This window comes from Pseudomonas iridis, from assembly GCF_017980685.1.
GTDB classification, from domain to species: domain Bacteria; phylum Pseudomonadota; class Gammaproteobacteria; order Pseudomonadales; family Pseudomonadaceae; genus Aquipseudomonas; species Aquipseudomonas iridis.
This window is the reverse complement of sequence record NZ_JACXXO010000010.1, coordinates 13,447-38,326: the sequence shown is the minus strand read 5'-3', so window position 1 is coordinate 38,326 and position 24,880 is coordinate 13,447. Positions and strand designations below refer to the sequence as shown.

At 56.9% G+C, this 24,880-nt stretch carries 25 protein-coding genes; 14 read left to right on the top strand and 11 right to left on the bottom strand.

Features of this window, described 5'->3' with window-relative positions:
• Positions 1 to 223: 223 nt before the first annotated feature.
• From IEQ42_RS17205 to acs, 6 genes are all read right to left on the bottom strand, one after another.
• Positions 224 to 988: an ABC transporter ATP-binding protein gene (locus IEQ42_RS17205; protein WP_210704266.1), complete on the bottom strand. Its 765-nt coding sequence runs from the start codon at positions 986 to 988 to the stop codon at positions 224 to 226.
• A gap of 23 nt (positions 989 to 1,011) precedes the next feature.
• A complete protein-coding gene (locus IEQ42_RS17200) occupies positions 1,012 to 2,124 on the bottom strand; it encodes a M14 family metallopeptidase (RefSeq protein ID WP_210704265.1) in 1,113 nt (370 codons plus the stop codon).
• A gap of 1 nt (position 2,125) precedes the next feature.
• A complete protein-coding gene (locus tag IEQ42_RS17195; protein ID WP_042560548.1) occupies positions 2,126 to 2,824 on the bottom strand; it encodes an ABC transporter permease in 699 nt (232 codons plus the stop codon).
• Entirely contained in the window at positions 2,821 to 3,510 is a 690-nt protein-coding gene (locus tag IEQ42_RS17190; protein WP_007912702.1) for an ABC transporter permease, read from the bottom strand. The genes IEQ42_RS17195 and IEQ42_RS17190 overlap by 4 nt, the downstream gene beginning before the upstream one ends.
• A 91-nt stretch (positions 3,511 to 3,601) precedes the next feature.
• The gene (locus tag IEQ42_RS17185) at positions 3,602 to 4,375 is read right to left on the bottom strand and encodes an ABC transporter substrate-binding protein (protein ID WP_210704264.1); all 774 of its coding nucleotides are present in this window, start codon (positions 4,373 to 4,375) and stop codon (positions 3,602 to 3,604) included.
• Between the two features lie 734 nt (positions 4,376 to 5,109).
• Positions 5,110 to 7,065 carry an acetate--CoA ligase gene (acs, locus tag IEQ42_RS17180; RefSeq protein WP_042560550.1) on the bottom strand — a complete coding sequence of 652 codons (1,956 nt, stop codon included), beginning with the start codon at positions 7,063 to 7,065 and terminating at the stop codon, positions 5,110 to 5,112.
• Between the two features lie 464 nt (positions 7,066 to 7,529).
• Here acs and IEQ42_RS17175 point away from each other — a divergent pair, with 464 nt between their 5' ends.
• The 8 genes from IEQ42_RS17175 to IEQ42_RS17140 all read left to right on the top strand — a co-directional run bounded on the left by IEQ42_RS17175 (position 7,530) and on the right by IEQ42_RS17140 (position 14,511).
• On the top strand, positions 7,530 to 7,790 hold the full coding sequence (locus IEQ42_RS17175) for a DUF2790 domain-containing protein (protein WP_042560551.1): 261 nt from the start codon (positions 7,530 to 7,532) through the stop codon (positions 7,788 to 7,790).
• 551 nt (positions 7,791 to 8,341) lie between these two features.
• The gene (locus IEQ42_RS17170; protein ID WP_042560552.1) at positions 8,342 to 9,592 is read left to right on the top strand and encodes a ribonucleotide-diphosphate reductase subunit beta; all 1,251 of its coding nucleotides are present in this window, start codon (positions 8,342 to 8,344) and stop codon (positions 9,590 to 9,592) included.
• Between the two features lie 350 nt (positions 9,593 to 9,942).
• The gene (locus IEQ42_RS17165; RefSeq protein ID WP_210704441.1) at positions 9,943 to 10,476 is read left to right on the top strand and encodes a BRO-N domain-containing protein; all 534 of its coding nucleotides are present in this window, start codon (positions 9,943 to 9,945) and stop codon (positions 10,474 to 10,476) included.
• A 116-nt stretch (positions 10,477 to 10,592) separates the two neighbouring features.
• Positions 10,593 to 11,327, top strand: a complete 735-nt coding sequence (locus tag IEQ42_RS17160; protein ID WP_210704262.1) for an HNH endonuclease — start codon at positions 10,593 to 10,595, stop codon at positions 11,325 to 11,327.
• A 358-nt stretch (positions 11,328 to 11,685) separates the two neighbouring features.
• Complete coding sequence (locus IEQ42_RS17155; RefSeq protein ID WP_210704261.1) at positions 11,686 to 12,879, top strand: S-type pyocin domain-containing protein; 1,194 nt, start codon at positions 11,686 to 11,688, stop codon at positions 12,877 to 12,879.
• A complete protein-coding gene (locus tag IEQ42_RS17150) occupies positions 12,876 to 13,109 on the top strand; it encodes a DUF7683 domain-containing protein (RefSeq protein ID WP_150592936.1) in 234 nt (77 codons plus the stop codon). Before IEQ42_RS17155 ends, IEQ42_RS17150 begins: the two co-directional genes overlap by 4 nt.
• A 43-nt stretch (positions 13,110 to 13,152) precedes the next feature.
• Positions 13,153 to 13,383 carry a DUF7683 domain-containing protein gene (locus tag IEQ42_RS17145; protein ID WP_210704259.1) on the top strand — a complete coding sequence of 77 codons (231 nt, stop codon included), beginning with the start codon at positions 13,153 to 13,155 and terminating at the stop codon, positions 13,381 to 13,383.
• 138 nt (positions 13,384 to 13,521) lie between these two features.
• A complete protein-coding gene (locus IEQ42_RS17140; RefSeq protein ID WP_210704258.1) occupies positions 13,522 to 14,511 on the top strand; it encodes a hypothetical protein in 990 nt (329 codons plus the stop codon).
• 3 nt (positions 14,512 to 14,514) lie between these two features.
• On the opposite strand, the gene IEQ42_RS17135 is transcribed toward IEQ42_RS17140, so the two are convergent.
• The 3 genes from IEQ42_RS17135 to IEQ42_RS17125 form a co-directional block, all read right to left on the bottom strand.
• Positions 14,515 to 15,711, bottom strand: a complete 1,197-nt coding sequence (locus IEQ42_RS17135; protein ID WP_210704257.1) for a hypothetical protein — start codon at positions 15,709 to 15,711, stop codon at positions 14,515 to 14,517.
• 118 nt (positions 15,712 to 15,829) lie between these two features.
• On the bottom strand, positions 15,830 to 16,516 hold the full coding sequence (locus IEQ42_RS17130; RefSeq protein WP_210704256.1) for a DUF6933 domain-containing protein: 687 nt from the start codon (positions 16,514 to 16,516) through the stop codon (positions 15,830 to 15,832).
• Between the two features lie 48 nt (positions 16,517 to 16,564).
• Positions 16,565 to 17,380 (bottom strand): sulfite exporter TauE/SafE family protein, encoded by an 816-nt coding sequence (locus IEQ42_RS17125; RefSeq protein WP_210704254.1) that lies wholly within the window; start codon positions 17,378 to 17,380, stop codon positions 16,565 to 16,567.
• A gap of 113 nt (positions 17,381 to 17,493) precedes the next feature.
• Between IEQ42_RS17125 and IEQ42_RS17120 the strand changes: the two genes are divergently transcribed.
• Both IEQ42_RS17120 and IEQ42_RS17115 read left to right on the top strand, forming a co-directional pair.
• Entirely contained in the window at positions 17,494 to 18,261 is a 768-nt protein-coding gene (locus tag IEQ42_RS17120; RefSeq protein WP_210704253.1) for an AraC family transcriptional regulator, read from the top strand.
• Between the two features lie 93 nt (positions 18,262 to 18,354).
• Positions 18,355 to 18,672 carry a helix-turn-helix domain-containing protein gene (locus tag IEQ42_RS17115; RefSeq protein WP_210704252.1) on the top strand — a complete coding sequence of 106 codons (318 nt, stop codon included), beginning with the start codon at positions 18,355 to 18,357 and terminating at the stop codon, positions 18,670 to 18,672.
• Between the two features lie 67 nt (positions 18,673 to 18,739).
• On the opposite strand, the gene IEQ42_RS17110 is transcribed toward IEQ42_RS17115, so the two are convergent.
• Positions 18,740 to 19,795 carry an MBL fold metallo-hydrolase gene (locus IEQ42_RS17110; RefSeq protein WP_210704251.1) on the bottom strand — a complete coding sequence of 352 codons (1,056 nt, stop codon included), beginning with the start codon at positions 19,793 to 19,795 and terminating at the stop codon, positions 18,740 to 18,742.
• Between the two features lie 216 nt (positions 19,796 to 20,011).
• Here IEQ42_RS17110 and IEQ42_RS17105 point away from each other — a divergent pair, with 216 nt between their 5' ends.
• The 4 genes from IEQ42_RS17105 to IEQ42_RS17090 all read left to right on the top strand — a co-directional run bounded on the left by IEQ42_RS17105 (position 20,012) and on the right by IEQ42_RS17090 (position 24,064).
• On the top strand, positions 20,012 to 20,620 hold the full coding sequence (locus IEQ42_RS17105) for a TetR/AcrR family transcriptional regulator (protein ID WP_210704250.1): 609 nt from the start codon (positions 20,012 to 20,014) through the stop codon (positions 20,618 to 20,620).
• 155 nt (positions 20,621 to 20,775) lie between these two features.
• On the top strand, positions 20,776 to 21,852 hold the full coding sequence (locus IEQ42_RS17100; protein WP_210704439.1) for a diguanylate cyclase: 1,077 nt from the start codon (positions 20,776 to 20,778) through the stop codon (positions 21,850 to 21,852).
• Positions 21,853 to 22,030: 178 nt separating this feature from the next.
• Positions 22,031 to 23,350, top strand: a complete 1,320-nt coding sequence (locus IEQ42_RS17095; RefSeq protein WP_210704249.1) for a methyl-accepting chemotaxis protein — start codon at positions 22,031 to 22,033, stop codon at positions 23,348 to 23,350.
• Between the two features lie 183 nt (positions 23,351 to 23,533).
• Positions 23,534 to 24,064, top strand: coding sequence for a DUF1003 domain-containing protein (locus tag IEQ42_RS17090; RefSeq protein ID WP_210704248.1), 531 nt, complete (start codon positions 23,534 to 23,536; stop codon positions 24,062 to 24,064).
• A gap of 290 nt (positions 24,065 to 24,354) precedes the next feature.
• Here IEQ42_RS17090 and IEQ42_RS17085 read toward each other — a convergent pair whose 3' ends face one another.
• The gene (locus IEQ42_RS17085; RefSeq protein WP_210704247.1) at positions 24,355 to 24,681 is read right to left on the bottom strand and encodes a DUF2025 family protein; all 327 of its coding nucleotides are present in this window, start codon (positions 24,679 to 24,681) and stop codon (positions 24,355 to 24,357) included.
• Positions 24,682 to 24,880: the final 199 nt, after the last annotated feature.

Sequence of the window (24,880 nt, the reverse complement as noted above, 5' to 3'; positions counted from 1 at the left end):
ACGGTGATGAAGGCATGGGCCAATGCTAGCCCGTAAATGAACGTAAATCGCAAAACCGGCGCAGATCCATTGTGGGAGCTGGCTTGCCAGCGATGGCGGTGTATCTGCACCAGATATGCCAACTGGCCCACCGCTATCGCTGGCAAGCCAGCTCCCACAGGAATTGTAGCCAGCCTTCAGGCTGCGAAGCATGCACTATTTCAGTGCATATCGGCAGACCCGTTTACTTGAGGCTACCCGACAGGAATTGCTGCAGACGTTCCGATTGCGGATTGACCAGCACTTCGCGCGGGTCACCGCTCTCTTCAACAACACCTTTGTGCAGGAACACCAACTGGTTCGACACTTCGCGGGCAAAGCCCATTTCGTGGGTCACGACCACCATGGTGCGGCCTTCCTGAGCCAGCGCCTGCATCACCTTCAAGACGTCGCCGACCAGTTCCGGGTCGAGCGCCGACGTCGGTTCGTCGAACAGCATCACTTCCGGTTCCATCGCCAGCGCACGGGCAATCGCCACACGCTGCTGCTCGCCACCGGACATGTGTCCCGGGAACGCGTCCTTGCGATGCGCCACGCCAACCTTGTTCAGGTAGTGCTCGGCTTTCTCGCGGGCTTCGGCCTTGGAGACACCGAGCACATGCACCGGCGCTTCCATGATGTTTTCCAGCGCGGTCATGTGCGACCACAGGTTGAAATGCTGGAACACCATCGACAGGCGCGAACGCATGCGTTGCAGCTGTTTCGGATCAGCGGCTTTGAGCGCGCCGTCCTTGTTGGCGACCAGTTTCAGCTCTTCGTTGTTGAGCAGAATTTTGCCCGCGTGCGGCTGCTCGAGCAGGTTGATGCAGCGCAGGAAAGTACTTTTGCCGGAGCCACTGGAGCCGATGATGCTGATCACATCGCCGGCTGCCGCTTTCAGGGAAACACCCTTGAGCACTTCGTGACTGCCATAGCGTTTATGCAGGTCTTGGACTTCAAGTTTGTACATGCGGTCGGTTCTCACAAAAACAGTCAGTCGTTGAGCAAGCGCCCGTGACGCAGCGCTTCGCGCCCCGCCACCTTGGCCAGCCAGAAACCGGGTTGGGCATAGCGCAGCCGTTCAATGGCAAACAGCACCCCGGACGTACCAGCACACACCGTGCTGACCCGATCGGACACAGGGTCGATCACTTCAAAAATCTCGTCACCGGCTTCAACCCACTCGCCGGGTTTACGCAGAAAACTCACCACGCCCGGGTGGGGCGCGAACAGCAATTGCGTGCCTTCAAACGGCATGCCTTCGCACGCTTCGTGCGCCGCATTCGGCCACTCGCCGGTAATCAAACCTTGCTCGGCGAGGAACGCCAGGATGCCTTCAGCATACGCCTGGGCTTCAGCGCGGCCAGTGTCGGCCTGACCGCCCAGCTCGATGGTCGTTGCCAGGCACGCCAATGGAATCTGCGCATCGGGGAACTGACGCGACAGACGCAACCACGGCAGCGAACACGCTTCGTCGAAGGAGCTGCCGCCGGAATCTTCCGCCAGCAAACCGACTTTCACATTCAGGTGCGCTGCCAGCGAACGCCACTGCGGCCAGTGCTGCGGCAGCGCGTACATGTGCAGCGCAGCTTCGGCGTCGCAGTGCAAGTCGAGCACCACATCAGCGTTGCAGGCATGGCTGAGCAAGACGCGTTGCATGCCTTGCAACTGGCTGCTCGCCGCAGGCAACGCCGCCAGATGATCAGCCATCGCCTGACGAATCAGGCGAACGTTGGCGCGTGGATCATCACCGAGGCTGTCGGCCAAAGCTGCCGCAACCGGCGCGCTCAGCTCAACGAAATCACGGTTGAAGTTCTTGCCACTGCCCGCCTCGAAACGGCCCTGATGATTGCCTTGCAGCAATTGCCCCAGCCCCAGCGGATTGGCCACCGGGACCAACTCGATCACGCCGTTGAGCAAGCCTTTTGCTTCGAGTTCGCCAAGGCGCTTTTTCAGCTCCCAGGCGGTGCGCATGCCCGGCAATTCGTCAGCGTGCAGGCTGGCCTGAATGTAGGCCTTGCGCTCGCCGCCTCCGAAACGGAACACCGAAATCTTGCGCTCGCTGCCCAGATGGCTCCACGGTAATACGTGATCGATGCGTTCCATATCAGTGCTTCCGCGGGGCCAGGTAGCTCAGCCAGCGGCGCTCGGCCAGCTTGAACAGCTTCACCAGAATGAAGGTCAGGCACAGATAGAACACGCCAGCGGTGATGTACGCCTCGAACGGCAGATAGAACTGCGCGTTGACGGTACGCGCCGCACCGGTAATGTCGATCAGGGTCACGATGGACGCCAGACTGGTGGTCTGCAGCATCATGATCACTTCGTTGCTGTACTGCGGCAGCGCCCGGCGCAGGGCCGACGGCAACAGGATGCGTTTGTACAGTTTGAAGCGCGACATGCCCATGGCCTTGGCCGCTTCGATCTCACCGTTCGGCGTGGCCTTGAGGCTGCCGGCGATGATTTCAGCGGTGTAGGCGCTGGTGTTGACCGCGAACGCCAGGCACGCGCAGAACGTCGCGCTGGACAGCCATGGCCAGAGGAAGCTTTCACGTACTGCCTCGAACTGCGCCAGACCGTAGTAGATCAAAAACAGCTGCACCAGCATCGGCGTGCCGCGAATCACGTAGGTGTAGAGCCACGCGGCGCCGTTGACGACCGGGTTCTTCGAGACGCGCATCAGGCCCAGTGGCAACGCTGCCAGCAAACCGAAAAACAGCGAAAACGCGAGCAATTTGAGGGTGGTCACCAAGCCGCCGAAGTACAGCGGCAGAGCCTCCCAGATGACGTTGTAGTCGAAGATCATAGATCAGCCGCCCTTACGCCTACCGAGTAGCGCTTCTCAAGTTGACGCAGTATCAGCAACGAAACGCTGGTGATGACCAGGTACATCGCCGCCACTGCAAGGAAGAAGGTGAAAGGCTCGCGGGTAGCATCAGCCGCCTGCTTGGCCTTGAACATCATGTCTTGCAGACCGACCACGGAAATCAGCGCAGTGGCCTTGGTCAGTACCAGCCAGTTGTTGGTGAAGCCCGGAATCGCCAGACGAATCATCTGCGGCACCATCACCCGGAAGAACACCTGAAAACTGCTCATGCCGTACGCCATGCCCGCCTCGGCCTGGCCTTTGGGAATGGCCATGAACGCACCACGAAAAGTTTCCGACAGGTACGCACCGAAGATGAAACCGAGGGTGCCGATACCGGCGGCCAGCGGATTCAAATCGATGTAATCGTCATAGCCCAGCATCGGCGCGACGCGGTTGAGCAAGTCCTGACCACCGTAGAAGATCAGCAGGATCAGCACCAGGTCGGGAATGCCGCGGATCACCGTGGAATACAGATCGCCCAGCCAGGCCAGCCAGCGCACCGGCGACAGGCGCAACGCGACACCGATCAGCCCGAGAACGATGGCCAGGGCCATGGAAGACAAGGCGAGCTGAAGCGTCAGCCATGCGCCATCGAGGATGACAGCCCCGTAGCCTTTCAACATGATTCAGGTCCTCGAAAGTTGGGATGAAAAAATGGCGCAAACCTCAGAGATCCTGTTGCTTGCGCCATTTCGGACTTGTCGCAGAGACGTCTTACTTGCCGTAGATATCGAAGGCGAAGTACTTGTCCTGGATTGCTTTGTATTTGCCGTTTTCACGGATGGCCGTGATAGCGGTGTTGATCTTGTCTTTCAGGGCGTCGCCCTTGCGCACTGCGATGCCTACGCCGTCGCCGAAGTATTTGACGTCGGTGAATGCCGGGCCAACGAAGGCGAAACCTTTGCCAGCGTCGGTTTTCAGGAAGCCGTCATCCAGCAGGGTTGCGTCAGCCACGGTGCCGTCGAGGCGACCGGCGGCCACGTCCAGGTAGATTTCGTTCTGCGAACCGTACGGCTTGATCTCGGCACCCAGTGGGGCCAGGACTTCGCGGGCAAAACGCTCGTGGATCGAACCACGTTGCACGCCGATGTTCTTGCCCTTGAGCTCAGTCAGACCTTCGCTGACCTGAGTGCCGGCTTTCATGACCAGGCGGGCCGGAGTGTTGTAGTACTTGTTGGTGAAGTCCACAGACTTCTTGCGATCTTCAGTGATCGACATGGACGACAGGATCGCGTCGATCTTGCGCACTTTCAGTGCCGGAATCAGACCGTCGAATTCTTGCTCGACCCACACGCACTTGACCTGCATCTGCTCGCACAGGGCGTTGCCGATGTCGTAGTCGAAACCGACGATGTTGCCGTCCGGCGACTTCGACGCGAACGGAGGGTAAGCCGCTTCGATACCGATTTTCAGAGGTTTTTCATCTGCGAAGGAATTCAGCGACAGCACGGACAGTGCCAGGGCGCCAAGCAGCACAAGTTTCTTCATCTTGGGACTCCATCGGTAAAGGGCAAAAACGGCAGAGTGAGCGACAGCCCAATATGCGAATGGGTGAAACGGGAAATCGGTTGCTGCATCGGTGGGAAATTTCCCATTGAAACCGTCGCAGGTTTCAACGTCAGCCACGATGAGCGGGTGATCGGCATTCTAACGACAGGCCCGAAGCCGATATTTCTTCAATGCGACAACTAATTACAGATGCACAGAGAAACCCGCTTGAGCACATTGACAGCCCCGCATTTTCATGCAAGAGCGAACGATTGTGAACCGATCTATGCTGCAAATTGCGGGCCTATTATTCGCAAACCCTTCTAATCCGGCAAGCGCAGCGTTATGTCTTATTTTTCAGCAGGGGTTTGGAGGCTCTAAAACGGGGCGATGCGTTTCCCTATGCCCCGGTTTGGCGCCAGCGGTTACATATTGGGTTACGTGGATCTGGTCCGGTAACAGTGGGAAATGTCTTACGGCGCAGATCGATAATTATTGGTTGGGTGGGTTTGCGGACTGACAGTGGCTATACCGGGGTCTGCCAGATGGCTATCGCTGGCAAGCCAGCTCCCACAGGGATCTCGGTTGAAACCAGAATCCCAAACACACCACAAAACCTGTGGGAGCTGGCTTGCCAGCGATGGGGCCAGACCTGCCACAACAAAACTTCCAGACAAAAAAAAGCCCCGCCCGGCAATCACCGGGCGAGGCTTTCAATGCATCAGACCGAATGCTTACGCCACATTCATGGTCTTGTGCGTATCAATCAAATGCTGCACCACACCCGGATCAGCCAGGGTCGAAATATCGCCCAACCCGTCATATTCGGCCGTAGCAATCTTGCGCAAAATCCGGCGCATGATCTTGCCCGAACGCGTCTTCGGCAAGCCCGGCGCCCACTGGATCACGTCCGGCGAAGCGATCGGCCCGATCTCCTTGCGCACCCAGTTTTTCAATTCCAGACGCAGTTGCTCACTTGGCTCTTCACCGCCAATCAACGTGACATAGACATAAATGCCCTGCCCCTTGATGTCGTGCGGCACACCGACCACCGCAGCTTCAGCGACTTTCGGGTGGGCAACCATGGCACTTTCGATCTCGGCTGTGCCCATGCGGTGGCCAGACACGTTGAGCACGTCGTCGACACGCCCGGTGATCCAGTAGTAACCATCGGCATCACGACGTGCGCCGTCACCGGTGAAGTACATGCCACGGAAGGTCTTGAAGTAGGTGTCGACGAAGCGGTCATGGTCGCCATACAGCGTACGCGCCTGACCCGGCCACGAATCGAGAATCACCAGATTGCCTTCAGCCTCGCCCTCAATAATGTTACCGAGATTGTCGACCAGCGCAGGCACCACACCAAAGAACGGACGCGCCGCCGAACCCGGCTTGAGCGCGTGAGCCCCCGGCAGCGGGCTCATCATGTTGCCGCCCGTTTCGGTCTGCCACCAGGTATCAACGATCGGGCAACGCGACTTGCCGACATTCTTGTAGTACCAGTCCCAGGCTTCCGGGTTGATCGGCTCGCCCACCGAACCCAGCAGACGCAGGCTGCTGCCATCAGCGCCTTCAACGGCTGCCTGACCCGACGCCATCATCGCGCGGATCGCGGTCGGCGCGGTGTAGAGGATGTTGACCTTGTGCTTGTCGATGATCTTCGCCACCCGGGTGATGTCCGGATAGTTCGGCACACCTTCGAACAGCAACGTGGTCGCGCCGTTGGCCAGCGGGCCGTAGACGATGTAGCTGTGGCCAGTGACCCAGCCGACGTCGGCGGTGCACCAGTAAACTTCGCCCGGGCGATAGTCGAACACGCGCTCGTGGGTCATCGCCGCGTACAGCAAGTAACCGCCAGTCGTGTGCTGCACGCCCTTCGGCTTGCCGGTCGAGCCGGAGGTATAAAGGATGAACAGCGCTTCTTCAGCGCCCATCTCTTTCGGCGCGCAAACGGTGCCCGCCACTTTCATCAGGTCTTCGTACCAGATGTCGCGATGCTGGTTCCACTTGATCTCGCCGCCGGTGCGCTTGCACACGATGACTTTCTGGATGCTGCTGGTTTCCGGATTGGTCAGCGCGTCGTCGACGTTGGCCTTGAGCGGGATCTTCTTGCCGGCACGGATGCCTTCATCGGCGGTGATCACCACTTTCGATTTGCAGTCGATGATGCGACCGGCCAGCGCTTCCGGCGAGAAACCGCCGAACACGACCGAGTGAATCGCGCCGATCCGGGTGCAGGCCAGCATGGCGACCACGGCTTCGGGAATCATCGGCATGTAAATGGTCACCACGTCGCCGCGGTGTACGTCCTGACCACGCAGGGCGTTGGCGAGTTTGCACACTTGCTCGTGCAGTTCGCGGTAGGTGATGTTGCGGCTTTCGGAAGGATCGTCACCTTCCCAAATGATCGCGACTTGATCGCCGCGCTCGGCCAGATGACGGTCGAGGCAGTTGTAGGAAACGTTCAAGGTGCCATCGGCAAACCACTTGATGTCGACATGGTGGTCGTCGAACGACGTCTGCTTCACCGTGGTGAAAGGTTTGATCCAGTCGAGACGCTTGGCCTGCTCGCGCCAGAAACCGTCAGGGTTGACGACCGACTGCTGGTACATGGCTTTGTAGGTCGCCTCGTCAGTCAGCGTGTTAGCCAGAACCTCGGGACGAACGGGATACAGAGAAGCCGCACTCATCTTTCCTACCTCGGTGTAATAGTTGTTTTTGTATGACCCTGTTGTAACGGGGCCGGGCCCATAGAACCATTCGACGATGGTAGTAACAAGCCCCTACAAAACGTCCAGATACCCCTCGCGCAGGCCTTACACCGTTCGGTCAAATCACCGCGCGCCCCTGTGGGAGCTGGCTTGCCAGCGATTCAGACGACTCGGTCTATCAGACACACCGCATCGCCGCAGACACGACATCCGGCGATTGTTACCAAATCTGCCAAAAGTGTTTATCAAAACCCGCTCTGTTTACCCCTGCCCTACCTCCCTAAAATTCACCTCGCCAACACGGCAAACGCGATTAACAACGTTACAGCCCCCACGAAGGCCGTTAATCCAGCTCTCCAGGTAATGCATCAAATACTCAAGCTCCACACGCAACCCCAAAAAGGTTGCGTGACCCCACTCGACCTCAAAAAGGTAACTTTGAAATGAAAGCTTTATTGGTTCTGGCCCTCAGCAGTCTGTGCGTAACCGCCATGGCAGACGAGGTCCCGACTGATGTCGCACAGCAACAACCGATCATCGAGGAATACACCTACTCGACCCACCTGGACATCGCCAACGTTGTATCCATGAGCGAGATTCCCAATGTCTGCGAAGTGGTACCGGCGAAAATGGAGTACGACGACTCCAAAGGCCAGCGTCACATCCTGCGCTATAGCGTGATGGGCAACGGCTGCACCAATTGATGATTGAGACTGCACCGAATTGAACCGCTCTGCGCAACATCGAGGGTCGATTCCAGCCCGACTTCGGTCGGGCTCAGTTGTGTCTGAAGTCGTTTAAAAGGGTTGCAAAACACTAGATGTAGTGAAAAACGCGGTTTTTTGTACGTTTTTTGATCAAATCCACAATTGCGATATTTTTCCAAAAAAAAATCTTTCCCCGGCAAAGCCCTGTAAACCCTCACTCTCCTCGAAAAACCATCCTCCTCGACCGCTCCATGTGCGGATTCGCCTCAGCACAGCCGTGTTTTTTTCCCTATAATGCCGCCCTAATCGGGACAGCAATATTCCCTTACAGGGATGAAAAGCCAGTCTGAAGCCCCGCAGCAGCGTCCAACGCTGATTGCGCCCGTCAGAGGCTCTCGGAACCCCGAACAAAATTCTGTTTTATTGCCTGCGTATAGCTGCTGCAAAAAACGATTCCTTTAGATCCAACGCGGTCTGTATGGCCGTGTGAAAAACCAACCATCAGGTTTCACACGGGCGACAGGCCCTCACGCAGGAGACGACACGTCATGCTGAGCTGGGACGAATTCGACAAAGAAGACAGTGAAGTAGCAGCAGTGAAAGGCGCCAACGCCGGCCACGCTACCGAAGCCAACATGGACCGCCTCGACAGCGCCGGCGGTGCCGCCGCCCTCGAAGCACGCGCCGTAACGGCCAGTGACTCGGCTGCCGTGGCCCGCGCCAAGGCTGCACTGAACTCCCTCGACGTCGCCGAAGGCCTCGCCGAACTCGAAGGCGCCTCCGCCCGCGTCGCCGTTGACGAAAAGCGCATGATCAACTGCCGCGCCGACCTCAACCAACTCGTGCCATTCAAGTACGACTGGGCCTGGCAGAAGTACCTGGACGGTTGCGCAAACCACTGGATGCCGCAAGAAGTCAACATGACCGCCGACATCGCCCTCTGGAGAAACCCGGAAGGCCTGACCGACGACGAGCGCCGCATCGTGATGCGCAACCTCGGCTTCTTCTCCACCGCCGACTCGCTGGTTGCCAACAACCTGGTCCTGGCCGTGTACCGCCTGATCACCAACCCGGAATGCCGCCAGTACATCCTGCGCCAGGCCTTCGAAGAGGCGATCCACACCCACGCCTACCAGTACTGCATCGAATCGCTGGCCATGGATGAAGGCGAGATCTTCAACATGTACCACGAGATCCCATCGGTCGCGAAAAAAGCCACCTGGGGCCTGAAATACACCCGTTCGATCTCCGATCCGAAGTTCGAAACCGGCACCGTCGAAACCGACAAAGAGCTGCTGCGCAACCTGATCGCCTACTACTGCGTTCTGGAAGGCATCTTCTTCTACTGCGGCTTCACCCAGATCCTCTCCATGGGCCGCCGCAACAAAATGACCGGCGTCGCAGAGCAGTTCCAATACATCCTGCGCGACGAATCCATGCACCTGAACTTCGGCATCGACGTGATCAACCAGATCAAAATCGAAAACCCGCACCTGTGGGATGCCGAAATGAAGGAAGAAGCGACCCAGATGATCCTGCAGGGTACGCAGCTGGAGATCGAATACGCCCGCGACACCATGCCTCGCGGCGTACTCGGCATGAACGCAGCGATGATGGAGGACTACCTGAAGTTCATCGCTAACCGTCGTTTGTCGCAGATTGGTTTGAAAGAAGAGTATCCAGGGACGACTAACCCGTTCCCTTGGATGAGCGAGATTATGGACTTGAAGAAAGAGAAGAATTTCTTTGAGACTCGTGTGATCGAATACCAAACTGGTGGTGCGTTGAGCTGGGACTAACTAATAGTCTCGCTCGCCACGATTTGACGATTGCTGCCTGAGTCGACAAGTCGAGAAAGCAAAAAGCCCCGATATGATCGGGGCTTTTTTATGGGCGATGGGTAATCCCTTTCCATCCCTACATCCGAGCGCTAAATCTCCTACAGCAGTTACAGCCGCTTCCGCATTGATACCCATCACAAGCACCTCTAAGCTCAATCGCAGGTGCCTAAGAAACGCCCAACGTGGAAAGCATGGTCAACCCACAGACGCACATGTCGTCGGTGGTGATTGCCTGCTCGTTGGGATTTCTTAAGTCCGCTCTACGTTGGGGTCAGGCCCTCCAATATCTAAACGTAGAGGTCATGGATATGCCCAATCCTTTTTCTGTAACAGTGTTCTCTCGCCACAACCTCGCTCTTCATACCCTTCTACTCGAAAACCAACCATGGTTCTGCGCCCGCGATATCGGCCGTTTGATGGGTGTTCATCTGAGCGAGCGCATGGTCAACAAACTGGACAAGGATCAGCGTCGCGTTTTGTGGATTGAGTATTTCCGGCAACCCGAAAAGCAACTGATGCTCAGCGAGTCCGGCGTCTACGCGCTATTGGTGTATCACTACGTTCCGGGGAATCGATTGTTGCGTGAGTGGTTGACTCATCAGGTGGTGCCGACCTTGCGTGATGCAAAACAGTTGGGGCATTCAGATCGGCCGATGTTGAGTTTGTTGGATTGGCCGGAGATGTCATTGAGTCTGCTGCATTGGCAGGATGAAAGTTGGATTCGGCTGCGGGACATGCCTTATCTGTTGAGCGATCAGACACCACGAAAAGCGATGGCGACGAAGCCTTGGTGGCGAAGGCTCGCTCACGCGTTTCAGTCGTCGAAGCATTCGATGGGGTGAGCGATGCGCTTGTAGGATCACATGCGAGATCCGTCGCTATTTCTTGTAGGAATTTTCGTAGACAGCAGTAATGGCCACTCAGTATCGTCCGAGGGTTTTCAACCCTCGGCGATTTTATGAGCGACAAGAAAAAAGACACTGACTGGACTGTTGCTGAGATTGAGGCAGCAGTAGATGCCTATCTGAAGATGTTTGAGCTTGAGCGAATCGGCCAAAAATTTAACAAAGCACATAAGAATCGCGTGCTGCGAGCATCTGCGCTGCACAACCGCACTGAAGGCTCAGTTGAATTCCGCATGCAGAACATCTCTGCCGTTTTATTGAGAATGCATAGGGAATACATCAAAGGGTACAAGCCAGCCAGAAACGTTGGGACTAACGTTGAGCCTGCCATCCGAGCAGTGTTGATTGCCAAAGGGGTCACGCTTGGAGACCCAACGGTTGCGACTGCGGATGAAGAAGCACTAGAGCAGAGAGCTCTGGCGTTAGAGAAACTGCCTCTTGAAGACGAACCTGAAGGGATTGTGAAACCGAAGCGCGCTCCCACCCAAAGCACTGCATTTATACGTGACCCGAAGGTTAGAGCCTGGGTCCGTAAGAAAGCCAAAGGGATATGTGAAGGGTGCGGTGAACCGGCTCCATTCACTAAAAATGACTCTCCTTACCTTGAAGTTCATCACGTGAGGCATTTGGCGAATAAGGGTTCTGATCGAATCAGCAACGCTGTAGCACTTTGTCCGAACTGCCATCGGCGCTGCCATCATTCGAATGACAGCAAGGAGTTCACCGAATCGCTTTATGACAGGGTTAAACGGTTGAAGCGTGAGTACCCGAACCGCAAAACTATGTGACGAGAGGGCTTGCTCCCGATCGGCCGTGGAGCGGTCGCCAAGCTCATTACTTGCTCTGTTTAATTCATCGCATTTACCTTTTTGGGGCTGCTCCGCCCCCAGCGGGAGCAAGCTCCCTCGCCACAGGGTTATGCGTGGCCTGCAATGGCGGTGCGAGGATTGAAGTCTGGTTGATGCCGAAAATCGCCAGCAAGCGACGCCCACCGCCCCACATAGTTTGCACTGCCCCCCCCCCAAATCAAACAGCGAAAACTCCTAACCCTATCCCAGACCCATCCTACAGCCTCAATGCATCACCTTCGTTAACGTCGCCCGGCTTCTTTCCGGTGCTACCGATAAATGAACGAAAGGATGATCAGTGGCTGGCAAAAAGGATATTCCCCGGGTCAGGAACCCACCTTCAGGCGACGGGCATCACGTCACCTACCGGTTCATGAACACGACCGAACTGGCCGAGCGCGAAGCCAGGCAGAACGCTTACGAGGCCATGCTGGCCCGGCAGGATGCGTTTGAGCGCAGCCGTCAGGTCGCTGTCAAAAAAGACGAGGCGGTCCGGGCTGGGTGCGTGTTCGCGAAGTCTTGCAAGCTGCCGGATGCAATCATTGATTACTCGAATCCCTCCGGGATGGTGCCGACCGACAGCCTGAGGGATTACGGCGAATTCGCGTTGCTCGGCACCCGTGAGGCCGATGATGCCGGGCTGCTGAACCTGCAGACCATCAGCGGCAATACCGTTTCACTTGGCCTCGGGCGCCTTGCTCTGCGAAGCCCGTCACTCGCCACGCCAGCAACAGGTCTTGGAGCCGCCATTGGCACTACCGGTGCAGCAATCATGACCGGCATGGTCGCTTTGCTCTGGACGCCCAGCCTGGGTGACAGCGCTCTTTACACCGAGGAACAATTGCGCGCCCTCAAGCAGGCCCGCACCCGTGTTCGCCTGCGCATCGAGCAACAAACCGACGGCGCGCTCAAAGGTTATGCCTTCTACACCGGCAAGAATCGCGACTGGGAAATGGTCGATGTCGTGAAGCTGGAAACCCGCGACAGCCAGTACGTCGCCAATCTGGGGGAAGGCGTCGAGCTGATCTGGACACCCGCCGTTGACGGCTCCGACATCCTCGGCATCCCTGCTCTGGAAGCCGCCCCGCAGGCCCCGCACATCTGGGTTTACCCGCCAACAAAAGCGGCGAACGACATCCTTGTGAATCCGGTTTACCCACCGGAGTACAGGGATTTCATTCTGGTGTTTCCAGAGAGTTCGGGGGTAAGGCCGGTTTATATTGTGGTGAGTGTTTCTGATCACAAATATCATCCGGCCCCCAAAGGATTAAGTGCGTTTCCCGACGCAACACCAGCAAAACAGAAGACCAGGGTCAAAGGACGAGGTACTCGTATGCGTTGGAAAACCAAGGATGGGCAAATTCTGGAATGGGATTATCAACATGGAGCAGTAGAGATGTACGACAAACGCGGTCGGCATCTTGGCGAATTCGATGCTGACACTGGTGAGCAGAACAAACCGGCCGATTCAAAGAGAAGGATAGAACCATGACTCACGTAATTTATGCGTTTGATAGATCCACCGAAGCTCTGATTTTCGAAGTGCCTATCTCGGCAGAGGCCATCGAGCAGCTGCGAGTCATCATGAAATGGAACGACGCAGAAGACGAACTCTACGGTTACGATCTTGATTTTCAGCAGCTAGCACAACTGGAAACGTTGACCGGAAAATCTTTCTACGATCCTCAATACGATTACCAACTCGCTAGCTACGGACATTAAAAGTTCAGAGCAAACCAGCGGACGGCACGAGGACAGTAGAACCATGATCTATCTAATCGAGGCATTTGATAAAGAAAGCGGTTTCTTGGCATTTGAAGAGGAACTCCCAACCGGATCAGATCAGGCGATAAAAACCATCATGGGATGGACGGTGGAACAGCAAGGATGGGAGGGATACGATCTCTCGCACGAACAGCTTGGAGCCCTGGAAAAACTACTGGGGAAAGAAATCCATAACCCTGCTTACAAATTCCAGCTCAGCTGCAATGTGTAAATGATGGGTCTGACACCGGTGAGCATGACAAACCGTTTGATCCAGAGAGATTCCGCATCATCCTGAAAACAATCAGTGCAACCCGCGCCGCCTCCCGCTATTAATACCCCTCCCCCACTCAAGGATCCGAGCCCCACCATGAAATTCGATCTCGCCTACTGCCTCAGCCTCGACGACAAGTTGTCGATCTATGACGTTCGCGATCTCAATTTCGACGAGACGGTGGCGTTCGATTCCGCCAAAGAACATTTCCAGTGCCCCAATGATGCCTGTCGCTCTGCGTTCGAGGCCTCCAACGAGTTGGGTACGTTCAACGCCAAGAATGTGAATTACGTGCGCACGCCGCACTTCAAGAATCTGCCCACGACGCAGCATGTGGTGGGTTGTCCGTATGTGAGTTTGAAAGCTTCAGCCTCGGGTGTTGAAGCGGCAGATGGCGAGGTGGATGACGGTGGCGAGGAACACTTCCCATCAGAGCTGTTGCTGACCCGCCGTGAGTATGTGCGCAAGCCTGTCGCGCCAGCGGGGGCGGCGGATGTGTTGCGCGATGATCCGGTACGAGTGACGGCGGACAGTGGCAAGGAATCAGCGAGTCGTGAATCGGCTCCGGACAAGACCAGTGTTTTCGCGCATCCGGTGGAGTGCTTTGTTTCGAACTTCGCGGATAAGGAGTTGCTCAAGCGGATGCCGTTGAAGGTCGGTGAGCATTCGGCGCCGTACAGTTCGTTCTTCAAGAAGATTGAGTATCTGACGGACAACAAGGGGCTGATTTACTGGGGGCGGATCAAGAAGATTGAAGACTTCCACAGTGGCGCCAGTTTCCGGATCGATTTCGAAGACAAGGTCTGGTTCAAGAAGCCGGAGGACAGTAAGAAGAAGCCTTATGCGGTCAGTGTTTATCTGAACAAGAAGCTGATCGACAACTACCGCAAGCGCAAGGCGTTTCTGGAGGAGATCAAGCACGCTGCTGATAGCGACAAGGCGTTGTTCTGTTTCTTCTATGGTGTGACGCCGGAGTTGAAGCAGGTGCCGGGCAAGAAGAACCCCGAAAAGCCTTTCGAGGTCTTCAATGCCAATATCGAGAACCTGGATCACTTCATTATTCGTGAGGCGCCGGGTCTGGAGTGATGGTTAGTCCTGAGGCAGGTGCAAGTTGACTGCGCCTGGGTGTTGTTTGACGACGGAGTACGGCAGGATCGACCAGTCTGGCGCATCGCAAGCGCGGGCCACACGAGCAAAGTAAGGGCCGAGATAGAGACCTTTCGTGGTGAAGTACCAGGGTGAGTATCCCCAAATGCTTTCGTCGCTGTAGTCGCAAGCGTTGTCGTCGTCCTCCGCTGGTTTCTTCATTTCATTGGGGTAAAGCGTGGTGAACTGCTTGATCAGCCAAGGCACTAGCGCTTCGCGCTGATAAGTTGAATACGCTTCACTTTCCGAAGCACTCAACGGCTGGTCACCTGTGCTGTCGCGGTCGGCATGTGACAGTGGCTTGCCCGCTCCGACCCATAACACGTCTGCCAAAGACAGCGGATGGCCGGTTTGTACATCAATATTGAGGGGTGAATCGCCGAAGTCCGGATGTGCACCGCCACAGTAATAGCTGGTGGAGATGTTAAGACTGATCACCGCTGGCGAGATCATCTTCGGTTCTGCTTGTTGCATGAAGTCGGTGTTCACGCCGCCTTGCAGCAGGCAACCGTGATAACTGATCACCTCGCGCCACAACCTGCCGAGCAACTGCTGATTGACCCGCTGAAGGTCATCTTTGGGTAAACCGGATTCCACGCTGAACAAGGAGATCTTCGACTCTGGCTCAGTCCACCATTGCAGGTCGTAGCCCATGAAGTTTTCTTTCTTCGCGGGTTTGAGCTTGAGTCCCTGTAAGCGCAAATACTCATACGGTGCACTTTGGGGCAGCGTGGCAATAAATGGCAAAGTCATTGAGGTCGGCGCTGGGAGTTTGGCCTCAGCCAGCTTCACCGGCAATTTTTTACCCTGTGGACTTTGCCATTCGCCCTGCCAGCCATTACCGGTTTCTTCCAGCTTCAAAGTTGCTAACGGCTCATCTTCGCCATAGCGGTTTTCACCTTCTACCAGCGTCAAAGTGCTTTCGTGCAACGAACCGCTGAGTGCCAGATCGCGATGGTATTTCTCGTAGAAATAGCGGCCATTCACTTCGTCCGGTTGCGTAGTGTTGAGCTCCACCACAATCGGTGTTTTACCCAACGTACCGGTGAACACGCGTCGGCCATCTTCAGCATGGGCGGTGGAAATCAGTGTGAACAGCGCCGCGGCGCATGGCGCCAGGCGCGACAGTCCCTTGAACATGATCGATCCTTGAAAGAGGCGGAGGCGGCGCCGGTGCTTGCACGCCGGCGCGGTTAAAGTCGGGGCGGATTATGGCGAGGCTAAACCAGAGAATCGAGTGCAACCGCACATTTCGGCCTCACCCTGGCGCTGAATGAAAAGCTTCGATCTCTCGCCACGCCGCCAGACGCCGCTCCAAGGCACTTTCGATACCCGACTCATTAACAGCGCAATATTCACGTAACCAGTGAGCGACCATCTCAACATTCGGCCAGTACATATCTTTCTGACCTTTGCTGCTTCTGGGCGTGTCATTCATCGCGGCATCGAAACCAATGGCTGCACGTTCACCTTGTGGTAAACAGCCCCACTCAGCTGCACTGCCCTGGAAATACCAGGCGATTTCATCAATGTGTTTTTGTGCGCTGCGATGGCTGCGCCGATAAAACCTGTACTCGCGACAGCTTTGATCCATACGCTCCGGCATGATGCCAGCATCGACCCAATCCATAAGACCGTGATTGATCGCATCGCGAATCAAGCCTTCACGCCAGCGATCAGCAAACCAGGCAACAAAACCTTCTGCGTCAGCCTTTTTCGCATCGGCGAAGACCATGCAGTAACGGGTTTTCACATGGATAACAAACAATACGTGCTTACGTTGCACAGTGATCGCATGGACTAGCCACTGCTCTACAGAACGGCTGGCCTCGTCGTCTTCGATGGCCGGCGACGGCGGTTTGTTGTCCACGGGCGTAATCTTTTTGCCCTTATGGATGCGGCTGAAGAACTTGCTGGCAGCTTCGGTGCAATTGAAGATCAACATCTTGGTTCTCTGCTAAGACGGCTAACTTGAGCTGAGCCGAGTAATCACTTATCTGATCACCATACCCAGCATCACGACTATCAACAATCCAACATAAACCCACGCATGCACCCGATCCGGTATGCGCCCGATCCATCGCGTCGCCAATCGAATCCCCAGTAACGACCCCACCGTCAACAGCGCAAACGCCAGCAGATCCACATACCCGATGAACCACGGCCCGAGATCTGTCTTGCTGAAACCGGCCAGCGCCATGTACGTCAGGGTCCCGGCCACTGCCACCGGCACGCTCAGCGGATTGGCCATGGACGTCGCCTGGGACATGCTCAACCCGCTGCGGCGCAGGAGCGGCACGGTCATGACGCTTCCTCCTACGCCAAGAAACGTCGCGATAGCGCCAATGCCTACACCGCCGCCGGACGTTTCCATCCTGCCCAATCGGCGTGGGACTACGTCTTTAGCGTGTGTGAGAAATCCGCGTCGCAGCAGGCAATCAACGATGGTCACGCCAAGGTAGGCGATGAACGCATAGCGGATGACTTCGCCGCTGACCCACACGGCGGCGATCGCGCCGAGGATCGCGCCCAATCCGATGAACCCGCCCAACGGCCAAAGGTAATCCCGAATGAGGTTGCCGGCGCGGCGGTGTTTGTCGGTGGCGATCAGTGCGTTGACGATCATCACGCAGGTCGAAGTGGCGACGGCAATGTGCATCGCTGATTGGCCGATGGGGTCGTCGGCCCCGTGACTGGCGGTAAGCATGCGGTACAGCAGCGGCACAACGACGAAGCCGCCACCGAAGCCGAAGAGCACGGCGGTGATGCCGGTCAGGCAGCCAAAGAGGGTTAGCAGGAGGTAGAACATGGCGCGTCTTCCGGTGATGGGGAGCGGTCGACGATAGAGCGACATGACTTGGCCTGCTTCAGCAACTCAGCCAATAATGTTTGCGTTTACGCCAAACGCTGGGGTGCCGCTCGATGCGCAATGTTTCAATCAATTTGCTGGATGACACACCGCGCCCGGTGGTGGCGATCGGTACTGATTATTCCCACGGCCATCTGCTGCCATTTCATACGCATCGTCGAGCGCAATTGCTCTACGGCGCGACGGGAGTGATGCAGGTCAGCACCCATGACGGCAACTGGGTGGTGCCGCCGCAACGGGCGGTGTGGATTCCGCCGGGGGTGGCGCATGAGGTGTTGATGCTTGGGGTGAGTACCCGAAGTTTCTACATCGAACCGGGAGCGGTTGATTTGGGCGAGCGCTGTCAGGTCATCGACGTGTCACCGTTGATGCGCCATCTGCTCATGGAAGCGGTGGAGGTTCCGCAGGCCTACGACCCGAGTGGGCGCGACGGTTTGCTGATCGATTTATTGCTGCACGAAGTTACACGCAGTGCTCCGTTGCCCCTGCACATTCCGTTGCCGATCGACGGAAAACTACTCGCGCTGTGTCAGAACTTTCTGCATCAGCCCAACGCCCATCAGTCGCCACAACATTGGGCCGAGCAGTTACACATAAGCTTACGCACCTTCAACAGAGTGTTTCGCCAGCAGACCGGAATGAGCTTCAGTGAGTGGCGGCAAAGGGCCTGCGTGGTGCTCGCACTGGCACGGTTGGCGGCGGGTGAAACGGTGACTCGGATCGCCCTGGACTTCGGCTACGAAAGCCCCGCAGCGTTTTCGACGATGTTCCGGCGCATCCTCGGTCAGCCACCGTCCGTCTGGTTGGAGGCGGCAAAATAGGCAAAATCAAAAAATGCGTTTGATCCCGACTGAAAACAACTGTACAAAAACACAGTACATTTTCAATCAGCACTCTTGAGCCCGGAGCACACCATGGCCTCTCTTGCGATGAACCACATCCTCGAACGCATTGCCCTTTTCCAGTTCACCCCTACGCACTGCGTGCAGGCCAGAGTAATGCTGGGCTGGAGCGTGGAACAGCTATCGCGGGAGGCTGAAGTTTCGGTAGGCGACATTCAACGGTTTGAAGCGCAGCAAGAAGTGGCGGATGCGGCACGCCTGGCGTTGGCGTACCGGTTTGAGTCGCAGGGGCTGGTGTTCTTTCCCGGGTTTGCGCCGGGGCGTAGTGCGAGTTTGAACGCGATGGCTTCGGAACCAGCAGGGCATGGGGAATATGCGATGGCTGAGTGAGGGTTTGTGGCGACGGGATGGATTCCTCGTCACCACGAAAATCAACATCAGCACCGACTGAAGGGGATCAGGCGTTTTGCACAACTCCCTCACTCTCCCCTTCAACCCCCAACCACCAGGCATTGCCGCGCTGCGGTTGACTGATGTTGAACGCCTCACCCATTTGCGGCGTCGTGATCGAAATGCTGCGCTCCCAGGCCAGCGCCAGTATCCGGTCGAACGGTTCATGCCACGCATGCATCGCCAGATCGAAAGTGCCGTTGTGGATCGGGAACAGCCAGCGGCCCTTTAGGTCGATGTGGGCTTGCAGGGTTTGTTCGGGTTGCATGTGCACATGCGGCCATTCGACGTTGTAGGCGCCGGTTTCCATCAATGTCAGGTCGAACGGGCCGAACTGTTCGCCGATGCGTTTGAAACCGTCGAAATAGCCGCTGTCGCCGCTGAAAAAGATTCGTGTATCGCCGTCGATCATCACCCATGACGCCCACAAGGTGCTGTTGCCGTCGAACAGGCCACGACCGGAAAAGTGCTGCGACGGAGTGGCGATGAAGCGGACACCGGCGATTTCTGTACCTTGCCACCAGTCGAACTGGCGCACCTTGTTCGCGTCGATGCCCCGCTTGATGAGCGTGTCGCCAACGCCCAGCGGGGTCAGGAACAGATTGGTTTTGACCGCCAGCCTGAGCACCGCCTCGTAATCGAGGTGGTCGTAGTGGTTGTGCGAAAGGATCACGGCCTCGATCGGTGGCAATTGGTCGAGGCTGATCGGTGGTTGGTGGAAACGTTTCGGGCCGGCCCATTGCACGGGCGAGGCGCGTTCGGCGAAGACCGGATCGGTGATCCAGAATTTGTCCTGCATCTTCAGCAACAGAGTCGAGTGACCTAGGCGAAAGACGCTGTGGTTTGGCGCTGCCAGCAGATCTTCACGGGTCAGCGGTTGCACCGGGATTGCCGCGGCAGGTCGGGTGTTGCTCGGTTTGTGGAAAATCATGTTCCACATGATCCGCAGCATTTTGCGCACACCTTCGCGTTGCACCGGCGCATGATTGCGGAACAGCCCCTGATCCTGTCGAGAGGCTTCAGGCGTGGATGTTTTATCCGGAACGGAAACTGGATTGGCCATGACTGAGTGACTCCAGAAAACCCGCGCGATTCACGGTTTTCCTCGGTGGGACGATAAATGGCCAAAGCACGCACGCATCAGCCGAACGGTCTGTTTTTTAGGTTGCGAGGATTAACGCAACATTACACTGGACGGTGTAGTTTCAAGGTTGCATCAAACGAGATGACAAGTAAACTGCCAAGTGTAACTTCACCCTTTTCCTGCCGAAGCGTACTTATGACAGCTCCACAGCGCCTCACCGACCGCAAACGCGAAGCCATCATTCAGGCGGCGATTGCCGAATTCCGTGCCAACGGTTTCGAGATCACCAGCATGGACAAAATCGCGGCGACTGCCGGTGTGTCGAAGCGCACGGTGTACAACCATTTCCCCAGCAAAGAAGAACTTTTCGCCGAAATTCTCAACCAGTTGTGGGCGCGGATCAGCGCTGAACAGTCGGTCATTTACCGAGCCGATCAGCCGCTGCGCGATCAGTTGCGGCAGATGTTGTTGGCCAAACTGCAGTTGTTGGCTGATGACAATTTTCTGAGCCTGGCTCGCGTGGCAATTGCCGCGACCATTCACTCCCCGGAACGCGCGCAGAACATGGTGGCGCGTATGGGAGAGCGGGAAGAAGGCCTGACCGTATGGATTCGTGCCGCCCAGGCAGATGGCCGGTTGAAAGCCGTTGATGCGGATTTTGCCGCGCAACAGTTGCAGGGTCTGCTGAAGTCGTTCGGCTTCTGGCCACAGATTTCCATGGGGCGGCCACCGCTCGATGAGGCCATGCAGAACACCGTGGCCGAATCGGCTCTGGAGATGTTTCTGACGCACTATCAGCTCTAGATCGACCCTCCCCTGCGCATCCCCCGGATTAAATGGCTCGAAAGGACACTGATTATTCCCGCTGGAATAAATGACAATGTCCGGCAATGACCGACGAACGGTCAATTCGAGAAAAATACTGCAAAGTATTTCAGGACGATCTGGCGCAGGACATCATGGAAAACCAACGCGGCAAAGGCTTGTCATTCTCCAGACGTATTTACCTGCCACGCGCCATTGGGCTGGGTGTCGGTTTTTTCAGCGTCGCCGCGGCGCTGTATCCGCTGAGCACGCCGACCTGGCTATGGGCGCTGTTAGTGTTCAACGGTTTTTTCTGGCCGCATGTGGCCTATCAAATATCGACCCACTCGGCATTCCCCTATCAGGCCGAACGCCGCAATCTGTTGTACGACTCGCTGTGTGGCGGTTTCTGGGTCGCGTGTTTCCAGTTCAATCCGCTGACCACCGTGACCGTCTTGTCGATGATGACCATGAACAATGTCGCGGCCGGTGGCCGTCGCCTGTTCGTCTTCGGCGCTCTCGCCCAAGTGGCCGGCGTGCTGCTCGGCGCAATGCTGTTGGGCTTCACATTCAACCCGATCATGACGCAAATGCAGGTCTGGGCCTGCTTGCCGATGCTGACCCTGTATCCGCTGGCTCTGGGCATGGTCTGTTACCAACTGGCGATCAAACTGGCCCAACACAAACGCGCGCTCAGCGCCCTGAGCCGCACTGACAGCCTGACCGGGTTGCTCAATCACGGGGCCTGGAAAGATGTGCTGCACCTGAAGTTTCAACAATGTCACCAGCACAACAGCCAAGCCATTGTGGCGCTGATCGACATTGATCATTTCAAGGTCATCAATGACAGCTACGGGCATATCGTCGGCGATGCCGTGCTGCAACAGTTGAGTCGCGAGTTGAAACGTCTGCTGGTCGAAAATGAACCGGCCGGACGCTACGGCGGCGATGAGTTCTGCGTGATTCTGCCGAACCTGCCGCTGTACAAGGCTGAAGCACTGATGGAGCAACTACGCCAGGCGCTGGATCAGTATCGCCATCCCGATGTGCCACAACTGCGGGTCAGCCTGAGTATCGGCCTGGCGCAGTTCCAGCCCTCCTATTGCGATGCGATTGTCTGGCTGGATGCCGCCGACAAGGCGCTGTACACCGCCAAGCACGCCGGTCGCAACACCATCGGCGTGGCGATGAGCGATCCGGCCTCAAGTGACGCCAGTGCGCTTGGCATCTGAGCACGTTCGTACAATTTCGAAGCAGCAGTTTCTTGTACAGAACCTACAAGTCTGTATAAGATTCGCTGGTCAGCCTGGATGCTGGCACTTTGCAGCCAATGCCAATAACCCTCAGCTTGGTCTGCACCCGCGGAAACAGGGACAACACCCCGTCTTTCCCTACTTCCAGGTATGCGCCATGTTCTTCAATCGCCACAAATCAGCCCTCGACGACCTTCAACAAACCCTCACTCAACAGAACGGCCTGCTCGATGCAATCAACCGCTCCATGGCGGTGATCGAATTCGATCTCGACGCAGTGGTGTTGAGCGCCAACGACAACTTCCTCAAAACCATGGGTTACCGCGCCGAACAAGCCATTGGCCAACCCCATCGTCTGTTCTGCACGCCTGAGTTTGGCCGCAGTGCTCAGTACAGCGAGTTGTGGTCACGCCTGAAAAGAGGTGAATTTCAATCCGGCACGTTCGAACGCATCAATAGCAAAGGCGAATCGGTCTGGCTCGAAGCCAGTTACAACCCGATCAAGGATGCCGCCGGACTTGTGGTGAAAGTGGTCAAGTACGCGATGGACGTCACGGCCAAGGTGCAGCAGGAAAGCGAGGCCAACGCCAGGTTGCAGGCGATCGACCGGGCGATGGCGGTGATTGAATTCAACCTCGACGGCAGCATTATCACGGCCAACCAGAATTTTCTGACGCGCATGGGTTACACACTCGCCGAGCTCAAAGGCAAACATCACCGTTTGTTCTGCACCGCTGAATTAGTCAACAGCAGCGCGTATCAGGATTTCTGGCGACGGTTGAATCAGGGCGAGTTCTTTCAGGGGCAGTTCGAACGCGTCGACAAACGCGGCCAGACCGTTTGGCTGGAGGCCAATTACAACCCGGTTTACGACGCCTCCGGCCGTTTGTGCAAAGTGGTGAAATTCGCTTCGGACGTCACCGCTAGGGTCGAACAGCACGAGCAAGACGCACGCAGTGCCAGCGCCGCCTATCACATCTCGGTTGAGACGCGGAAAGTCGCCGAACAAGGCACTCAGGTCATTCAACAAGCGGCCAGCGAAATGCGCGAAATTGCTGAGGATATTGCCGCATCTTCGACGCTGATCGCCCACCTGGGTGAGCGCTCGGAGCAGATCACGGCCATCGTCAATACTATTCGCGGGATTGCCGACCAGACCAATTTGCTGGCGCTCAACGCAGCCATCGAAGCGGCGCGCGCCGGTGAACAGGGCCGTGGCTTTGCGGTGGTGGCCGATGAAGTGCGGCAACTGGCGGCGCGTACCAGCGGCTCCACAGCGGAAATTTCCAACATGATCGGTTTGATCCAGAGCGAAACCCGCCAGGCGATCAAGAGCATGGACGGCACCCGCGATCGCGCGGCTCAGGGCGTGGAACTGGCGGATCAGGCGGGTACGGTGATCTTGCAGATTCGTGATGGCGCCAGTGAAGCGGTTCAGGCGGTGAGCATGTTTGCCAATGAGCGGGCGCCCAATTGAGGGTTGTGCAGGAGCGATAGACCGAGTCGCGACCTTCGCGGGCAAGCCCGCTCCCACAGGGAATGAGTCAATCACACATGCTGTGTACGACTGCTGAACCTGTGCGGGATTGCCCGCGAAGAGGCGGGCCGCCACAACGCAGAGCTATAGTGACGGCACGTCCGAAGTCCTGCCGAGCACACCATGAATAACGAAAAAACCGAAACATCCCCCGCCCCCATCGATCACCTGCGCTTCCACCGCCCCCACGCCCACCTGAACACGACTTTCGGCAACGACGCCTTCGCCCTGCGCGCCGAAGCCTTTGCGCGGTTCTTCGGCACGCCGCTGTTCCTGGGCGCGCAAACCTTGATTGTTGCGGTGTGGATCGGCCTCAACGTTTGGGGCGTGACTCAATTCGACGTCTACCCGTTCATCCTGCTGAACCTGGCCTTCAGCCTGCAGGCGGCCTACGCCGCGCCACTGATCCTGCTCGCACAAACCCGTCAGGCCGCACGCGACAAAGCGCAGGCCGACGCCGATGCGCAGCACCGTGAAGCGCTGGCACAGGCCAATACCGAACGTCAGGCTGAGGCGGCGAAGAACTCCGCGCAATTGCTGGCGCTACTGGAACAAAACACCCGCCTTACCGAAATGACGAAAAACCTCACGGAGCGCATCGAAGGCCTGACCAGCGAGTTGCACGCTCACGTGTGCCAGAACCCACAGCGTTGATCAGGGCAACCGCAAGGCCCGCCCTGGTTCACGTGACCGCCCAGCGCATAATGGCCACGATCTACGGAATTTATTCAGCAGCGGGGTCGGTCGATGGTATTCGTCGTTTCATACGCGGGTGTGTCGGGTGGAGCGTGAGTATCGGTTTGGCCAGTGAGTATTGCGGTGTACTCACTGGCCCCATCGCTGGCAAGCCAGCTCCCACAGGTTAGGTGTTGCTCTGAAGATCACGCCGTACCTGTGGGAGCTGGCTTGCCAGCGATGAGGCCCTGACAGCCACAGCAAAAACCTCAGCCCCGCACCAAACTCCGCACCGCCTCAATCTCCGGCACTTCACGCTTGCTCATATACACCCGCAACGGTTCGGTGATGTTGATGCGGTCATCAATGTTCTGATCCAGCAGCAACTGAATCAACTCACGCTTCAAGGTCATGGTCGTTGGCGAAATCTGGGCCCAGACGAATTCGCTGGTCGGGATAATGCCGTCATCCGCTACGTCCATGCCGAACGAGTCTTCGCTGAAACGCACAATGTACTGGCCGGTCTTGCGGTTGAGGCCGACAAAGCCCTTGAGGTCGTCGGCCGCCTGGCAGATGAGTTGGGAGGTGATGCGCATGGTAAACCTCACGAAATGTTGATCGATGGTTTACACGCAGGACAACTGAACGGCGCGCCCTCTGCCGGGACGTCTGCCGAGGGCAAGCGTACTGCAAACAGCACCACAAAAGTGCAGGAAATATCGCTTTTAATAGGTTTATGTCGGTCTGGCGATAGCATGCAATCGATTCAGTTGTTAAAAGGTGCGTCTTTGAAAA

Excerpts from the sequence above, each read along its gene's own strand:
- IEQ42_RS17175 (WP_042560551.1), top strand. The coding sequence starts at position 7,530 with ATGAAAGCTTTATTGGTTCTGGCCCTCAGCAGTCTGTGCGTAACCGCC.
- IEQ42_RS17170 (WP_042560552.1), top strand. The coding sequence starts at position 8,342 with ATGCTGAGCTGGGACGAATTCGACAAAGAAGACAGTGAAGTAGCAGCA.
- IEQ42_RS17125 (WP_210704254.1), bottom strand. The coding sequence starts at position 17,380 with ATGTTCTACCTCCTGCTAACCCTCTTTGGCTGCCTGACCGGCATCACC.
- IEQ42_RS17115 (WP_210704252.1), top strand. The coding sequence starts at position 18,355 with ATGGCCTCTCTTGCGATGAACCACATCCTCGAACGCATTGCCCTTTTC.
- IEQ42_RS17095 (WP_210704249.1), top strand. The coding sequence starts at position 22,031 with ATGTTCTTCAATCGCCACAAATCAGCCCTCGACGACCTTCAACAAACC.
- acs (WP_042560550.1), bottom strand. The coding sequence starts at position 7,065 with ATGAGTGCGGCTTCTCTGTATCCCGTTCGTCCCGAGGTTCTGGCTAAC.
- IEQ42_RS17135 (WP_210704257.1), bottom strand. The coding sequence starts at position 15,711 with ATGTTCAAGGGACTGTCGCGCCTGGCGCCATGCGCCGCGGCGCTGTTC.
- IEQ42_RS17110 (WP_210704251.1), bottom strand. The coding sequence starts at position 19,795 with ATGGCCAATCCAGTTTCCGTTCCGGATAAAACATCCACGCCTGAAGCC.
- IEQ42_RS17165 (WP_210704441.1), top strand. The coding sequence starts at position 9,943 with ATGCCCAATCCTTTTTCTGTAACAGTGTTCTCTCGCCACAACCTCGCT.
- IEQ42_RS17185 (WP_210704264.1), bottom strand. The coding sequence starts at position 4,375 with ATGAAGAAACTTGTGCTGCTTGGCGCCCTGGCACTGTCCGTGCTGTCG.
- IEQ42_RS17105 (WP_210704250.1), top strand. The coding sequence starts at position 20,012 with ATGACAGCTCCACAGCGCCTCACCGACCGCAAACGCGAAGCCATCATT.
- IEQ42_RS17130 (WP_210704256.1), bottom strand. The coding sequence starts at position 16,516 with ATGTTGATCTTCAATTGCACCGAAGCTGCCAGCAAGTTCTTCAGCCGC.
- IEQ42_RS17145 (WP_210704259.1), top strand. The coding sequence starts at position 13,153 with ATGATCTATCTAATCGAGGCATTTGATAAAGAAAGCGGTTTCTTGGCA.
- IEQ42_RS17195 (WP_042560548.1), bottom strand. The coding sequence starts at position 2,824 with ATGATCTTCGACTACAACGTCATCTGGGAGGCTCTGCCGCTGTACTTC.
- IEQ42_RS17090 (WP_210704248.1), top strand. The coding sequence starts at position 23,534 with ATGAATAACGAAAAAACCGAAACATCCCCCGCCCCCATCGATCACCTG.
- IEQ42_RS17100 (WP_210704439.1), top strand. The coding sequence starts at position 20,776 with ATGGAAAACCAACGCGGCAAAGGCTTGTCATTCTCCAGACGTATTTAC.
- IEQ42_RS17140 (WP_210704258.1), top strand. The coding sequence starts at position 13,522 with ATGAAATTCGATCTCGCCTACTGCCTCAGCCTCGACGACAAGTTGTCG.
- IEQ42_RS17190 (WP_007912702.1), bottom strand. The coding sequence starts at position 3,510 with ATGTTGAAAGGCTACGGGGCTGTCATCCTCGATGGCGCATGGCTGACG.
- IEQ42_RS17160 (WP_210704262.1), top strand. The coding sequence starts at position 10,593 with ATGAGCGACAAGAAAAAAGACACTGACTGGACTGTTGCTGAGATTGAG.
- IEQ42_RS17200 (WP_210704265.1), bottom strand. The coding sequence starts at position 2,124 with ATGGAACGCATCGATCACGTATTACCGTGGAGCCATCTGGGCAGCGAG.
- IEQ42_RS17120 (WP_210704253.1), top strand. The coding sequence starts at position 17,494 with ATGCGCAATGTTTCAATCAATTTGCTGGATGACACACCGCGCCCGGTG.
- IEQ42_RS17205 (WP_210704266.1), bottom strand. The coding sequence starts at position 988 with ATGTACAAACTTGAAGTCCAAGACCTGCATAAACGCTATGGCAGTCAC.
- IEQ42_RS17085 (WP_210704247.1), bottom strand. The coding sequence starts at position 24,681 with ATGCGCATCACCTCCCAACTCATCTGCCAGGCGGCCGACGACCTCAAG.
- IEQ42_RS17150 (WP_150592936.1), top strand. The coding sequence starts at position 12,876 with ATGACTCACGTAATTTATGCGTTTGATAGATCCACCGAAGCTCTGATT.